This is a genomic window from Natrinema salifodinae (assembly GCF_900110455.1).
Classification (GTDB): Archaea; Halobacteriota; Halobacteria; order Halobacteriales; family Natrialbaceae; genus Natrinema; species Natrinema salifodinae.
In genome coordinates this window covers 213,778-228,717 of the sequence record NZ_FOIS01000005.1, presented here as the reverse complement: position 1 = coordinate 228,717, position 14,940 = coordinate 213,778, and the positions used below count along the sequence as shown (strand labels likewise).

Sequence of the window (14,940 nt, the reverse complement as noted above, 5' to 3'; positions counted from 1 at the left end):
GATGTCACCAATGGTGCGAACCAATGGCACACGATAGGCGATCGTTCCTTCGAACGGTTAGTGCGGGGAGTCTCGGGTTGACCGCTGCGACGTTGTTCAGCGGCGCGGCCGCAGCGGCGACGATCATCACGGTCCGCGGCGGCGGCGCGGACATCTGGAGCACGGAAGACGCGTTCCACTTCTACCACGACGAAGTCAGCGGCGACTTCGACGTACGGGTACGAAATACCGCGTTGGAGGACACCGATCCCAACGCGAAGACAGGTATCATGGTCCGCGAGTCGCTCGACCCCGCGGCGAAGAACGTGATGCTCCGGCGGACGCCGAACGGCGAGGCGTCCCTGCAGTGGCGACCTGCGGACGGCGCCGAGACGGTCAGCACGACGTCGGGCGGCGAGGACGAGAGCGAGGTCGCCGGCGGCAGCCTCGCTGCGGAGTGGCTGCGCCTGCGCCGCGACGGCGACGTCTTCGAAGCGTACGGCTCGAGCGACGGCGACGACTGGACGCTGATCGCCGATATCGACGCGACCCACGTCGAGTTGAGCGACCGAGCGTACGTCGGACTGCCGGTCACGAGCCACAACGTCGGCGAACTCTGTACCGCCGAACTGCGCGACCTGACGGGGATCGAGCCGGCCGCCAACCGCGATATCGGCGACGTCGAGATCGCCGGCGGCGTCGACGTCGAGGAGGGCGTTCCGTTCGTCACGACGGGCGACGCGGCCGACGTGACGGCTACGGGGGCGACCGTCCGCGGCGACGTGACCGACCTGGGCGGAGCCGACTCGGCCGACTGCTACGTCGAATACCGGGAGGTACCGACCGAATCGTGGACGAGGACCGCCGCGCGGACGCTCGAGGCGCCAGGCGAGTTCCGCGTCCGTCTCGACGACCTCACGAGCAGGCGGTACTACGAGTACCGCGCGGTCATCGAGACGAGCGACGGCGACGTCGCGGTCGGATCGTCCGAGACCGTCGGAACGCCCGGGCGCTCGAACGGCCGGACGACCGACGACGGGCCGTCGAGCGCGTCGCGGGTCGACCTCGCCGACGGGTTCGCCGATCCGGCCCCGTGGGTAGACGACGACACGCCGATCATCAAAGTGACCGAGCCGACGCGGCGCCAACTCTCGGCCGCGGTCGGCGTCGACGGCCCGCGCCTGGTCGTCTTCGAGACCAGCGGCGTCATCGACCTCCAGGAGCAGCGCCTAACGGTGCCTACCGACGAACTCTACCTCGCCGGACAGACGGCGCCGTCGCCGGGGATCACGCTCGTCCGCGGAGACCTCTGGATCGACGCGAGTGACTGCGTCGTTCAGCACGTTCGCGTCCGGCCTGGCGACGCGAACCTGACGGCGGAGAGCGACTGGGAGCCCGACGGGATCAGGACGGAAGACGGCACCGAGAACAACGTCATCGACCACTGTACGACGACCTGGGCGGTCGACGAGAACCTCTCGGTCGGCTACGACACCGCGAACACGACGGTGTCGAACTGTCTGATCGCCGAACCGCTCCAGGACGCGACCCATCACAAGGGCGATCACGGGTACGGCTCGCTGATCGGCGACGGAGCCGAGACCGTCGCGCTCGCGGGCAACATCTGGGCGCACAACTACGACCGCAACCCGCGGCTCAAGGAGGGGACCCGGACCGTCGTGGCGAACAACGTCGTCTCCCACTACAGCGACGGGATCTGGATGGATCCCGACACGAAGGCGAGCATCGAGAGCAACGCCTTCCGACGGTCGGTCAGCGACCAGCCCACCGTCTTCGGCGACGGGGACGCATCTGTCGAGGACAACGTCCTCGCGGACGCGGACAATCCGATGGTCGGCGACGGGATCACGCGACTCGACTCGCGGCCGCTGTGGCCCGCGACGCTCGACGCAATCGGTTCGGCGGACGTCGTCGACCACAACCTCGCCAACGCCGGCGCGCGGCCGGCCGACCGGACCGCCCACGACGAACGGATCCTCGCGTCCGTCCGCGCCGGCGAGGGATCGTACATCGACAGTCAGGAGGAGGTCGGCGGCTATCCCGATCTCGAACGGAACACGCGGCCGGTGAACGTTCCGCAGAACGGCACGCGCGCCTGGCTCCGCGCGAAGGCGCGATCGGTCGAATAAGGGCCCGATCGGACGGACGATCCGCGACCGGAACCGGAATCGGAACCGAATCGGAATCGCCGGGCCGGTGGCGAGACGTCTCACACGCGGGAGTTCGTCGCGACCCTCGTGAACTGCCCGCTCGACGAGACGACCGCTGATGGGGTTCCGAAACGGACGGCCCTGTTCGTCGATCCCGTCGCCGAAATCTGGGAGTCGAAGGGGAACATCGACGGCTAGCGGCCGACCCAAATATTAATCCGCTCGCACGACGCGGCATGACGTATGTTCGAAATCGAGGCGAGCGACTCGCTTCGGCGACCGCCGGCGTGGGCCGTACTGCAACGCGACCTCTTCGAAACGATGGCCGAGGCCGTCAGCGACTTCGTCGACGAGTATTTCGACGCGAACGACGAACCGTACTGGCCACCCGACGACCACGTCGGCGTCGACGGGTTCGACGACCTGATCGAGGGGTTCTACAACTGGCCGCTGGTGTACGCGATGGGCGGCGACGACCGGTTTCTTGACCACGCGCGGGACGCCTACGAGGGGGCGCTGCGTCGAGGCACCGCCACCGAAACTCCGTTCGGCCATCCCATGGTCGTCGACGAGTTCGAACAGTGTCGCGACTGGTTCCACATGGGCGAGGGCAACCTCTTCACGTACAACATGGGCCTGGCCGCCCCGACCGACGAGCGCGTCGTCGAGCGCGCCGAACGGTTCGCGCAGTTGTACGTCGACGAGGCCGACGCGGACAACTACGACGGCGAGCGACGACTCGTCCGGGGCCCGATGACCGGGAGCATGGGGCCGGAGTTCTGCGACTTCGCCGCGTACGAACACCACCCGTACGGCGCCGACTACCGCTGGGCGAGCCACGGGCTCCCCTGGCGCGATCTCGAGTTCGATTCCGCCGCCGAGTTGCTCGACCCCGAGAACGAGGAGCGACTGTTCGAGGTGCTCGACGAGCGGTGTGCGAAGGGCGACATCCCGCTGAACCTCACCGTGACGAGCCTGATGACCAACGCCTACCTCCACACCGGCGACGACCGGTACCGGGAGTGGGTCACCGACTATCTCGACGCCTGGCGCGAGCGAACGGCCGCAAACGGCGGGATCGTCCCCGACAACGTCGGCCGCTCGGGCGAGATCGGCGAGTACACCGACGGCACGTGGTACGGCGGCTACTACGGCTGGTCGTGGGGCGGCTGGCACTACGTCGGAATCGGCCCGACGGTCGCCGCCGAGAACGCCGTCTTGCTGACCGGCGACCGAGAGCACCTGGCGTTCCCGCGGTCGCAACTGGACGTCCTGATCGAGAACGGAATCGAAGTCGGCGAGGACGCCGTCCACAGCACGCTGTACGTCCCGCACAAGTACGGCGACCCCGGCGACTACCACTACGACGCCTCGGGCGTGCTCACCGAGGACGACGGGGAGATCCTGTGGCGCGACGGCTGGTACGAGTTCAAACCACACCGGGACGATCCGTATGTCTTCCACCTCTGGTACATGTCCCTCTCCGAAGCCGACCGCGAGCGCGTCGATCGGCTCCGCGACTGGGGCGCACAGGACTGGACGCAGGTCGACTACCGCCCGTCGAACAAACACGGCGCCGGCCACGAGTACGCCTGGCTGGCCTTCCTCGACGGCGACTTCCCCGAGTACCCCGAGCGGATTCTGGAAGCAAATCACGCTCACGTGCAGGCCCAGCGCGACCTCATGCGCGAGGAAGGCGGCGTTCCGGACGCCGTCGACGAGGACTACCTCCGCGATCGGAATCCAGTCTTCCACCGCGGACTGCTCCAACTGACGATGGGTGCGCCCCAGCCGGTCTACTACGGCGGCCTCGTGATGGCTCAGCTTCGCCACTTCGACCCCGAGCGCGAGCGCCCGGGGCTCCCGCCGGGCGTCGCCGCGCTCGTCGAGGACGTAACTCGCGAGGGCGTCTCCCTCACGCTAGTCAACGGCGGCGGCGCTGACCGCGACCTGATCATTCAGGCCGGCGCCTACGGCGAACACGAATTCGCGGTCGTCGAGGCCGGCGACGACCGCGGGCGTCCCGAGACGAACGCGATTCGCGTCTCGCTGCCGAGCGGTTCCCGGGTATCGCTCGCGGCGTCGCTCGATCGGTTCGCGAACGATCCGAGCTACGCGTTCCCCTGGGCGGAGTCGCCTGGCGAGACGTGAGAAATCGTCCGGTCCGACCGAGTCGGCCCGAGAAGGGGTCGAGAGTGCTGCGCTGCAGCTAGTAGAGAGCGATCAGTCGGGCGTAAGACGCGAGCGGCCGGTTCTTCGTCTTTGTCCTGATCGAAAGCTCCCTTCGGGGTCGGAGCGACCGGAGCGGCGACTGCTGACTTCGACCGTGCTCGGAGCGACGCTCGGATGGGAGCTGGAGACTATACCACTGAACAAATTTGACCCGTCTCATTTACCACACTCTAGTATATATTTGAAATATGGTATCTGGGTTCGTCATAGAGCGAAGGTCAGTTGGCAGCATCGTTCTCGTTGCGACGTGTTCTGGAGAGACGTTCGAAAGGCGGTCTCTAACAGCTGATTCGTCGTTCCATCTCCGTTTGCGAATATTCCTGTACGATATCTATGTGAATTTCCGGTAGAAGTGATCTAAGAGGCCCAATACGTCGATACGCGCTCCTCGAACCCGTATTTTAGCAATTTTCGGTCAGTGCGACCCAAATAAAATCTGCGTGATCATTCTCGTGTCATCACCATCTACTGTTATCTTCTCCGTTTCGTTGGTGTGCAGTATGAGCGGCCGTATCGAACGCACATTACGACCGCACGGTCGCCGTGAACTATCGACCGGTTCGGTCGGGCAGCTATGCTCAAATTTGCCGCGTAACGACCTGCAGGTGCCTTCGAATCGTCGGGTAGACCGAATGGACCGCCGAAAGAGACCTGCATCTCGCAGAACTCGTTGCGTCTCCGTCGGCCCACCGACCTCGATCCGTCGCGGCTGTCCCCGCCTAGCGGACCGAATCGTCCGAAAATCACTTTCTATTACAACCATATGAAAGTAAAGCTACGCCGTCGGAAAACCAATTCGAATCGGAACCGGACGGTTCATCGACGATCTGAGCGCCGACGCGGTCGACTTTGCCTCGTCACCGCTCGGTTAGTGCAAATTGTATCCGCTATTATCGGAACGAGACGAGCAGTACCGGGTGCGCGGTCGAAGCGTGGGCCGAATCGGCCGCCCGACCGAACGATTCCGAACGAACTGTGTCGTATAGCGATCGCTGGCATCCGCCGTCTGTGATGTGTGCGACCGCTCACGGAGACCGAATCGTCGAAACGACGAGCGACTCAACCGCAGCGCCGTCGTCGTTCGATCGGTCCGCTCGCTGTTCCACGGCGCGTCCCGATACGGTGTTGTCTTAGCCGAAACGAAGCGGTAGCGGTGCTGGAAACGTCGATCCGGCAATACCGAACGTTCGGTTTTGTTCCCCCGACCCGGGCGCAAATATTCATCATTCTATTACTATCACATATACGAATAAAACACCTCGTCGACTCCCTCGCCTGTTAGGTCATCGATAGCAAACGATGACCGGACCGAAACCCGAGGTATCGCGGATCGAGGGCGGAGTACTCGTCCTCGCGGCTGTTCGACAAATTTGTCCGGTATACCCGGAAGGGTGCGATGTCCGAACTCACCGATCAGCTAGGATTAGGCGAACGAACGGCGGAGACAGCGTACTCCCAGCGGGTCCGGATCCCCGCTTCCGCCGCGCGAATCCCGCGGTGCGCTCAACTCATCCGGTACACTTCGTCCATCCACGGCTCGTCCTCGTCGACGAGGATCGACTCCATGACTTCGTCCCAGTCCGCCTGTGCGTCGCTCTCCGCCATGACCTCGCGGATCGCGTCGGGGTCCTCGACCTCCATGTATCCGAAGACGTGGCCGTCCTTCTCGAAGACGCTGTAGGTCTCCAGCCCAGCGTCGGAGTCGAGATACGCCGACTCGAGCGCGTCCGGAACGGCCTCGTGTTCGTCTCGATACGCCGATCGCTTTCCGTCCTCGATACGGAGGTGGAACGCTATTCGTTCCATACGGATCCCGATTCGGCGGGTCTCGATTTAGTTCTTCCGTCGGGAATGTTTACTACGATGACCACACAACTATCCCGTATGATTGATACCCACACTCACGCGTGGGGCGCAGCGAGCGCGGACCATCCCTGGGTGAACGGACCGATACTGGATCTCGTCGACGAGTTCGACGTCCACACGGTCTACACGGCCGATCGACTGCTGTCCGATATGGACCGACACGGAATCGACGAGGCCGTCGTCGTCGGCTATCCGATCTGCGACTGGACGGACAACTGGTACACGCGACGGGTCGCCGCGGCGTCCGACCGACTGTACGGTATCGTGATGCTCGATCCGTTCGCCGAGGACGCGGCCGATCAGCTCCGACGCTGTCTGGCGACGGACGGCGTCCTCGGCTTCCGCCTCGGTGCGGCTTGCCCCTCCGACCGAATGTGGGAGACGTTCGATCCCAGCGTCACCTGGCTCCGGGACGCCATCGAGGAGACGGCGTTCTGGGAGGCGGCCGTCGAGACGGACGCGACCGTCCAGATCCTCTGTGACCACCGACAGTTGGACCAGGCGCTCGAACTCGTCGAACGGTATCCCGAACTCACGTACCTGTTCGACCACTTCGCGCACGCAGGGCCGGACACGCCGACCGACGAGGGGACGTTCGCGCAGTTCGCCGAGCTCGCGGCGTACGACACCGTCGCGGTGAAAGTCTCGGAGATCCCCCACATGTCGGAGACGACGTTTCCGTACGAGGACATGCACGATCACGTGCGGTGGTTCCTCGAGACGTTCGGCCGCGAGCGCGTCGTCTGGGGATCGGACTATCCGAACGTGAGCGACGTCGCGAGCTACGCCGAGGCCCGAAACTGGCTCCGTGAGGTCGACTCGCTCTCGGACGCGGACCGCGCCTGGCTAACGGAGAAGTCGTTCCGGCGCCACGTCGGCCTGGATTAGCGACGTCCGTTGCGGTCGGGTATCGCCCGTTCGCACGACTCTTCAATCGCCCTCGCCGGGCGATCGTACTCCGTGATTCGAGCGACGGTCTCCAAACATTTATTGCCAATTTCATTGATGTTCCGTTCTGTCATGGTCGGAGCATCCATCCTAGCCGCGAATATCGGTATCGCCGTCGCGATAGTTCTCTTGTTGATCATCGTCCTCGATATCAACCCCGCCGTCTCGTTGATCGTGGGTGCGTTGTACATGGGTATCGCATCCGGACTGGGACTAAACGAGACGGTCGCGAGTATCGGAGCGGGATTCGGAGACCTCATGCAGGGGATCGGCATTCCGATCATCTTCGGAATCATGATCGGCATGTTACTGGCGCGGTGTGGCGGTGCGACGCAGATCGCGACCACGCTTACCGCCGCAGTCCCGTCGCGGTACGTCCCGTACGCGCTCGGGTTGTCCGGTGCGATCGTCGCGGTTCCGGTGTTCTTCGACGTCGCGTTCTTGGTGCTGATCCCGATGGTGATCGCGCTCTGGCAAGAGACGGACCTCTCCTATCCGGTCGTCATCGGCTCGCTCGTCATCGGAGCGGCCGGGGCACACACGTTCGTTCCGCCGACGCCGAATCCGCTCGCGGCTCCGGAACTGCTCGAATTCGGGCTCGGCGAGATGATGGTCGCCGGACTGGTGGTCGGGTTCCCGGCGGTCGCGCTCGCGATAGCCGTCTACGTCCGCGTCGTCGAACGCCTCTGGGATCGCGAGGACGATATCGCGGAAATTCCCTTCGAAGAAGCCGACGACGCGCGGACCGACCGTCCCTCGTTCGTCGCGTCGTTGCTCCCGATCGCGACGCCGATCTTCCTCATTCTTCTGCAAACCACGGCGGAGGCCGTTACCGGCGAGCCGAACGTCTACCTCGACTTCCTCGGGAGTCGCATCATCGCACTGCTCGCCGGCCTGGTGATCGCGATCGGCGTGTACGTGCGAACCGTCGGACCAGATGACCTCTCGGATGCGTTCTCCGATGCGACTCGACCGGCCGGCCTCGTGCTGACGATTACCGGTGCCGGGGGTGCCTTCGGGTACGTCATTCAGGAGACCCAAGCGGCGGATGCGCTCGTGGAGCTCATCGGCGTCAGCGGTGACGGTGTCGTTATCGTCCTGTTGGCCTTCGCGATCGGACTCGTTATGCGCGTTTCACAGGGTTCGGGGACAGTAGCGGGGATAACGGCGATGACGATTATGGGCGGTGTCGAGACGACCGTGGCGGGATCTGCGATCGCGCTGGCGTCGCTGTCGGGCGGAATGAGCATCGGTCACATCAACGACAGCGGCTTCTGGGTCGTGACCGAACTATCGGGCCTCGAAGTGACCGGCGGGCTGAAGACCTACACCCTGAGCGAGGCGATTCTCTCCGCGTTCGGCCTCGTCGGAGCGATCGGCATCGCCGTCGTCGCGTAGGTTCCGTTAACGGGGATTCTCGCGCCGAACGGAGGGGAGCTACCCGCGAGACCTCCGGGAGGGGGAGGAGAGGAAGCGGTGCCCTCACTCAGCCAGTAGTTCGATCGGGTGACGGGGCTGGCGCTCCAGCAGCGCGTCGATCTGTTCGAGACAGGACGTCCCGCTGGCGACGACCGGCCGGCCGCGGACGCCGTCGGCCCGGAGCTGGTCTCGCAGTCGGTCGCCGACGTCCATACTCAGTTCGTAGTAGTCGGACTTGTAGCCGAAGCTGCCGGCCATTCCGCAACACTCCACGTCCGACGTGACCACGTCGTAGCCGCGCGCTTCGAGGACGGCGACGGTGTGGGCCTCCAATCCGAGCGTGCGCTGTTGACAGTGGCTGTGATAGGCGACTTCGTCGCCGTCGACGTCGGGAAGCGCCGACGCGTCGGCACCGTTCTCGAGGAGTCCGTAGACGTACTCCACCACTTCGTAGCTGTCCTCGGCGAGCGCAGCGAACGTCGGCTCGTCCAGGAGCTTCTCGTACTCCCGCTGAAACATCGCGTAGTCGCTCGGCTCGATAACGATGATATCCCGCCCCGCTTCGATGTACGGGGCGAGCGTCTCGGTGACCCGCTCGGCGTGGTCCGTCGCCGTCGCGACCATCCCCTGGGAGAGCGGCGCCCGCCCACTGGACGGCACCTTCGGGACGACGACGTCGACGCCGAGCGCCTCGAGGACCTCGACGGCGGCCTTTCCGCGCTCGACCTGAACGTGGTTCGTGTAGAGATCCGGATAGAGGACGGCCCGCCGATCGGGATCGGTGACCGTCGAGTCGCGGTCGGCGACCCACTCGACGAGCGTCTCCCGCTCGAACGTCGGCAGGTCGCGGCGGGGGTCGATACCCAGTAGCCGCGCCATGAACTGACGGGAGACGTCGGTGTCGACGAGCCAGTTCGAGACCGGGGCCGCGGCGCTGCCGAGCTTCGCCACCGTCTCGAAGTTCCCGAAGAAGCGCTTCTGTAACGGCGCCCCGTCGTCCTCTTCGTCGGGCGTCAGCCCGTCGACGAGCCACTCGGCGGGAGCCTCTCCATCGCGATTGCTGCGATCCCTGACGACGGTGTTGATCCACGGGATGTCGATCTTCACCGGACAGGCGTTCACACACCGGGTGCAGCCGGTACAGAGGTCGTTGAACTCCGCGGCGACGTCCTGCCCCTCGATGCCGGCCTCCCACCCGGTCGCGATACCGCCCGAGTACGTCTCGCCGCCGAAGGCGTGGCCGCCGACGCTCTGGAAGTTCGCACACGAGTTCGAGCAAGCCGAACACCGGATGCAGTACAGCGTCTCGCGGAGTTGCTCGTCGTCGCGCATCGCCAGGCGACCGTTGTCGACGAGCACCAGGTGGAACTCGCGATCGCTATCGAACGCGGAGAGCGGCGTCGTCTCGTCCGAAAAGTCGACGACCGGCGTCTCCACGGGTGGCGTCAGGAGCGAGACGTAGGACGTGATATCTTGGCCGGTTCCGGACCGCCCGATGAGTTCGATGAACGGATGGAGGTCCGCGACGGTCGGAACGAGCTTCTCGACGCCCGCGACCGCAACGTGCGTGTCCGTTGCGGCCACGGTCTTGCGGGCGTTGCCCTCGCTCGTAACCAGTGCCATCGTCCCGGTCTCGGCCGCGATGAAGTTCGCACCGGTCAGCCCGACCTCGGCGTCGACGATCCGTTCGCCGAGCTGCTCGCGGGCGAAGCGGGTCAGTTCTTCGGCTGTTTCCAGGGGCTCGTCGGGGTCGAAGCGCTCGTTGAACAACTCCGCGATGGCCTCGCGGGACTTGTGAATAGCCGGTGCGACGATGTGCGAGGGCGCCTCGTCGGCCACTTGGAGCACCCACTCGCCCAGATCCGTCTCGACGACGTCGACGCCGTCCGCCGCCAGCGCCTCGTTGACCTCGAGTTCCTCGCTGGTCATCGACTTGCTCTTGACGACCCGCTCGGCGTCCCGGTCGTCGACGACCGATCGGATGTACTCGTTCGCGTCGGCGGCGTCGTCGGCGATGTACACCGTCCCGCCGTTTGCCTCGACGGTCTCGGTCACCTGATCGAGTAACTCGGGCAGGCGTTCGATCGCGTCTTCCTTGATCGCTCGCGCCTCGCGCTTCAGCGCTTCGTAATCGTCGAGTTCGGAGACCGATTCGTAGCGTCCCTCGTTGAACGCCTGCGCGTTCGTCGCGACGGCCGCTCCCTCAGTCCGCATCAGCTCGCGGAGTTCGTCTGCAGACGCCATCGTCAGGCCCCCTCTTCCTCTTTCTCCTCCAGAACGAGCACGTGGACGTCTCGCGGTGCGTGCACGCCCTCGACGAGCGCCCCCATGTCCGCCGTCGCGCTCGGACCAGTTGCCAGAATCGCGCTGCCACCGGTGCGATCGATCTCGTCGTAAACCGCGTCGACGGCGGCGTCCATGTCCGAGACGACGTCGGATTCCCGGAGGACGGCGACGTGCCGATCGACGAACAGGCTCACCAGTTCGCTCGCCTGGTCCGTCGGCGTCAGCAACAGCGAGCCGTAGTCGGCGACGCCCAATTGTGCCCCCGTCACGCCGGTCGTCGCGTCGCGCAACGCTGCGGGCGTGGGGTCGACCTCGACGGTCGTGTCGGTTAGCGAGAGCGCCGGGTCGTCGAACGATTCCTCGAGCGCGACGCCGACCGCCGGTGCCGTAACCGTCTCGTCGATCCGGTCGCGAAACGACGCTCGATCCGCGTACGTCACCGAGACGCCGACCTCGTCGAGCGACGACTCGAACGATGAGAGCGTGGTTGCCATCAGTACGCATACTCTGGCGCGGTGCCGTATTTAGTTTTGGTTACCGCAGATTTCGCACGCGCGTGGCGTTTGCGGTCGCAGCGGCACGTCTCTCGACTCTGGGCTGCCGACGGCTCGACGTGAAAGAAACTCGAAACCATCATCCAGAATACCGGTACATTTATCGTACGAGACAGTACATCCTTGTAACAGCGAACCATGACAGATGACAGTACGGCACCAAGGCTCAGCAGGCGGCAGTACGTGACTGGCCTCGGTACCGCGATGGCGGCCGGCGTCGCCGGCTGCGTGGGGGGTGGCGGTTCGGAGGGGCTGGACTTCTGGCTGTTCGGCGGCACGCCGGCCGAGCGGGAGTACATCAGTAGCCACTACAGCAACTACGACGGCGACGTCAACTATCAGCACCAGGAGTGGGGGCAGAAATACCAGATCATCGCCTCGGCGGCGGCGAACAATAACCTTCCCGCCGTGATGGCCGGCCAGGCCCAGCAGGTTCCGGACTACGTCGGAGCCGGTGCCATCGAGCCGTTAGACGGCGACGCGTTCGGGGATCGGTTAGACGAGATCAACGACATCTTCGTGGAGGCGAACCTCGAGACGCTCCGGTACGCCGACGTGGGCGACTACGACGGCGAGCGACAGTACGCGCTTCCCGGCGGCTACGCCGACATGGGGCCGTTCGTCGATATCCGGACGGACTACATGGAGCGGACCAGCTTCGACGAACCGCCACGCACGTGGCCGGAGCTCGTCCAGTTGGCCGAGGAGATGCAGGAGCTAGACGAGGTGGATTCGGCCGTGACCACCTCGGGGAACGATCAGGGGTTGACGGCCGGCTACTTCATCGGCTTCGTCTACGCGAACGGGGGGCGATACTACGACCCCGACTCGCTCGAAGCGACCGTCGATCAGCCGGGCTTCGTCGAGGCCGTCGAACTCTACGAGGAACTCGCGAGCAGCGGGCTCTTCCCCAGCGCGATCGCCGAGAACGACCACATCGAGGCCGGTCGGCGGCTGATCGAGGGGAACTCGGGCATCTTCATCACGTATTCGCACGCCAACGCGGTGATGGAGACGATCGATGCTCCGGACGAGTGGTACGACGGCGAGGGCCACATCGTTACGCGCGCGCCGCTGCCCGAGAGCCCGTCCGGAAACTTCGAACCGCGCGACCTGCTCCTGCAGAACGCCCAGGCGTTCATGTTGGCGAATGGGACCGAGGACGACGACGAGCGCGAGTCCGCCTTCGAGTTCATCGAGTGGTGGAACGGCGAGGACCAACTCGCGCCGTGGACCGGCGATCCCGACAACGACGTCGGCATCCGCGGACGGGTGCCGACGCTCCAGAGCGCGTTCGACGACCCGCCGGAGCTCATGCGGACGGAGTTCGGCGACCTGATCACGCTCTACGAGGACGACGACCTGTTCAACAACACCGCGCGGTTCCCGTCGTTCTCCGGACTCGCGTCGGTCCAGAGCATCATCAACCGAACCGTACTGCAGCCGGTGATGCTCGGCGAGGCGACCGCCGAAGAAGCCTGCAGCGACGCGAACGATCAGATTCAGGACGTCATCGACGACGAACTCGCCTGAGCGGGGACGACTACGAAACTTCATGAGTTACGCAGACCAGACTCGATCGGCGTACGGGACCGTGATCAACCGCGTGCCGGAGTCGGTCAGGGTGTACCTCCCGATCGTCCCGGTGATGGTGCTCGTCGGAGTGTTCATCCTGTATCCGATCGCGCAAGCGATCTACTCCAGTTTCTTCGACAAGAGCCTCCTCTCTCCGGACGAAGCGGAGTTCGTCGGCCTGGCCAATTACCAGGAGATCTGGACCAACCCGGACCTCCATCAGGTCCTCTGGAACACGTTCGTCTGGGTCTCGGTCGGCAGCATCGCGGCGATCGTCTTCGGGTTCGTCCTCGGGTGGCTCCTGTACGAGAAGTTCCCGTACACCAGCGTCGCCAGCGCGATCGTCCTGATCCCGTGGGTGCTGCCCCGCGTCGTCGGCGCGTCGATCTGGCAGTTCATGTTCGGCGGCGACCAGGGTATCATCAACGAACTCCTCGTGCAACTGGGCGTCATCGACGAGTACATGGTGATGCTCGGATCGGGGGACCTGTCGCTGTGGCCGCCGATCATCGGCATGATCTGGCGGCTCGCGCCGCTGTTTGCCCTGTTGACGCTCACGTCGTTGCAGGGGATCGACGAACACCTGTACGAGGCCGCGCGGATGGACGGGGCGACGCCCTGGGAACGATTTCGCTACATCACCCTTCCGATGATGCGGTACAACCTCGCCATCGGGTTCCTGCTAATGTTGATCTACAACATCCGGAACTTCTCGATGGTGTGGGTGATGACGGAGGGCGGACCGGGCGTCTCCAGCAGTACGCTCCCGGTGATGATCTACCGGACGGCGTTCGTCGACTTCAACGTCGGACTCGCATCGGCGCTGTCGGTGCTCCTGTTCGTCGTCCTGCTGGTGTTCTCGTACTACTACATCAAGGTCTACGACAAGCTTCAGAGTGAGTTCTAATGGCAACGGATACCGACACCACCGATCCGACCGCAGAGTTCCGGAAGAATCAATCGTGGCTCTTCGACACCACCGCGGGGGCGTACCTCCGCAAAACCGTCGTCGGCCTCGTCTCGATCGTCTCCCTCCTCTACATCCTCTTCCCGCTGTACTGGATGGTCGTCACGGCGTTCAAGACCACCCAAGAGATCCAGCGGATCCCGCCGACGGTGTTCCCCGAGAACCCCTCGCTCGAGGGGTTCCGCCTGGTCATCGAATCGTCACTGCAAACGGGCGGGTACGCCGGCATCGTCGAGAGCATCTTCGGCGTCACCGTCTCGTCGGCGATCAACATCGACGTCTTAGGAATCATCTTCGACAGCCTGAAAGTCTCCATCGGGGCTGGCGTAATCGCGGTCATCCTGGGGACGATCGCGTCGTACGTCCTCTCGCGGCGGGACTTCCGTGGGAAGAACGCGCTGATGAGCGTCCTCCTCGCGTCGCTGATGTTCCCGGGGACCGCGATTATGGTCCCCGAGTGGGAGCTCATCAACTCCCTCGATCTCTACAACACGCACCTCTCGCTGATACTCATCTACGGGGCGATGACGGCGCCGTTCGTCGTCTGGCTCATGAAGGGGTTCTTTGACGAGTTCCCGGACTCGATCATCGAGGCTTCGCGCATCGATCAGTGTTCTTCCGCCGAGACGTTCTGGTACGTCATCGTTCCGATGGCGCGCAATTCACTCATCGCGTCGTTCATCTTCGCCTTCCTGCTGGCGTGGAACGAGCTGGTGTTCGCGCTGACGCTGCTGGATAACCAGAACTACACCGTCCCGCCGGGCTTGCTCACCTTCGTTCAGGGATTCAACACCCAGTGGAACGTCGTCGCCGCGGCGTCGATCATCGTCTCCGTTCCGGTGTTGCTCGGCCTGGCCTACATCCAGCGGTACTTCGTGCAGGGACTGACCGGCGGCGCTATCAAAGGATAGCTTTCTACGAACGTTCGATCGGACGCTACCTT

At 64.4% G+C, this 14,940-nt stretch carries 10 protein-coding genes; 7 read left to right on the top strand and 3 right to left on the bottom strand.

Annotated features, from left to right (window positions below):
• The first annotated feature begins 23 nt into the window (after positions 1-23).
• Together BMY29_RS19190 and BMY29_RS19185 are read left to right on the top strand one after the other, a co-directional pair.
• Positions 24-2,129, top strand: coding sequence for a pectate lyase (locus tag BMY29_RS19190; protein WP_049989945.1), 2,106 nt, complete (start codon positions 24-26; stop codon positions 2,127-2,129).
• A 264-nt stretch (positions 2,130-2,393) separates the two neighbouring features.
• Complete coding sequence (locus BMY29_RS19185; protein WP_049989944.1) at positions 2,394-4,301, top strand: DUF8034 domain-containing protein; 1,908 nt, start codon at positions 2,394-2,396, stop codon at positions 4,299-4,301.
• Between the two features lie 1,584 nt (positions 4,302-5,885).
• Here the strand turns inward: BMY29_RS19185 and BMY29_RS19180 are convergent.
• Positions 5,886-6,188 (bottom strand): L-rhamnose mutarotase, encoded by a 303-nt coding sequence (locus tag BMY29_RS19180; protein ID WP_049989943.1) that lies wholly within the window; start codon positions 6,186-6,188, stop codon positions 5,886-5,888.
• Positions 6,189-6,266: 78 nt separating this feature from the next.
• Between BMY29_RS19180 and rhcC the strand changes: the two genes are divergently transcribed.
• Together rhcC and BMY29_RS19170 are read left to right on the top strand one after the other, a co-directional pair.
• Positions 6,267-7,136 carry an L-rhamnono-1,4-lactonase gene (rhcC, locus tag BMY29_RS19175; protein WP_049989942.1) on the top strand — a complete coding sequence of 290 codons (870 nt, stop codon included), beginning with the start codon at positions 6,267-6,269 and terminating at the stop codon, positions 7,134-7,136.
• 132 nt (positions 7,137-7,268) lie between these two features.
• Entirely contained in the window at positions 7,269-8,594 is a 1,326-nt protein-coding gene (locus BMY29_RS19170) for a GntP family permease (RefSeq protein WP_049989941.1), read from the top strand.
• Between the two features lie 84 nt (positions 8,595-8,678).
• Here the strand turns inward: BMY29_RS19170 and BMY29_RS19165 are convergent, their stop codons facing one another.
• Positions 8,679-10,859, bottom strand: a complete 2,181-nt coding sequence (locus tag BMY29_RS19165) for an LUD domain-containing protein (protein ID WP_049989940.1) — start codon at positions 10,857-10,859, stop codon at positions 8,679-8,681.
• A gap of 2 nt (positions 10,860-10,861) precedes the next feature.
• Positions 10,862-11,395: an LUD domain-containing protein gene (locus BMY29_RS19160; protein ID WP_049989939.1), complete on the bottom strand. Its 534-nt coding sequence runs from the start codon at positions 11,393-11,395 to the stop codon at positions 10,862-10,864.
• Positions 11,396-11,659: 264 nt separating this feature from the next.
• Here BMY29_RS19160 and BMY29_RS19155 point away from each other — a divergent pair, with 264 nt between their 5' ends.
• Genes BMY29_RS19155 through BMY29_RS19145 form a run of 3 tightly spaced genes read left to right on the top strand, consistent with a single transcriptional unit; the run spans position 11,660 to position 14,908 of the window.
• Entirely contained in the window at positions 11,660-12,988 is a 1,329-nt protein-coding gene (locus BMY29_RS19155; protein WP_049989938.1) for an ABC transporter substrate-binding protein, read from the top strand.
• 22 nt (positions 12,989-13,010) lie between these two features.
• A complete protein-coding gene (locus BMY29_RS19150) occupies positions 13,011-13,937 on the top strand; it encodes a carbohydrate ABC transporter permease (RefSeq protein WP_049989937.1) in 927 nt (308 codons plus the stop codon).
• Entirely contained in the window at positions 13,937-14,908 is a 972-nt protein-coding gene (locus BMY29_RS19145) for a carbohydrate ABC transporter permease (RefSeq protein ID WP_049989936.1), read from the top strand. The genes BMY29_RS19150 and BMY29_RS19145 overlap by 1 nt, the downstream gene beginning before the upstream one ends.
• The last annotated feature ends 32 nt before the right edge of the window (positions 14,909-14,940 follow it).

Coding starts and splice junctions, on each gene's coding strand:
- BMY29_RS19150 (WP_049989937.1), top strand. CDS start 13,011: ATGAGTTACGCAGACCAGACTCGATCGGCGTACGGGACCGTGATCAAC.
- BMY29_RS19160 (WP_049989939.1), bottom strand. CDS start 11,395: ATGGCAACCACGCTCTCATCGTTCGAGTCGTCGCTCGACGAGGTCGGC.
- rhcC (WP_049989942.1), top strand. CDS start 6,267: ATGATTGATACCCACACTCACGCGTGGGGCGCAGCGAGCGCGGACCAT.
- BMY29_RS19190 (WP_049989945.1), top strand. CDS start 24: ATGGCACACGATAGGCGATCGTTCCTTCGAACGGTTAGTGCGGGGAGT.
- BMY29_RS19155 (WP_049989938.1), top strand. CDS start 11,660: ATGGCGGCCGGCGTCGCCGGCTGCGTGGGGGGTGGCGGTTCGGAGGGG.
- BMY29_RS19185 (WP_049989944.1), top strand. CDS start 2,394: ATGTTCGAAATCGAGGCGAGCGACTCGCTTCGGCGACCGCCGGCGTGG.
- BMY29_RS19165 (WP_049989940.1), bottom strand. CDS start 10,859: ATGGCGTCTGCAGACGAACTCCGCGAGCTGATGCGGACTGAGGGAGCG.
- BMY29_RS19145 (WP_049989936.1), top strand. CDS start 13,937: ATGGCAACGGATACCGACACCACCGATCCGACCGCAGAGTTCCGGAAG.
- BMY29_RS19170 (WP_049989941.1), top strand. CDS start 7,269: ATGGTCGGAGCATCCATCCTAGCCGCGAATATCGGTATCGCCGTCGCG.
- BMY29_RS19180 (WP_049989943.1), bottom strand. CDS start 6,188: ATGGAACGAATAGCGTTCCACCTCCGTATCGAGGACGGAAAGCGATCG.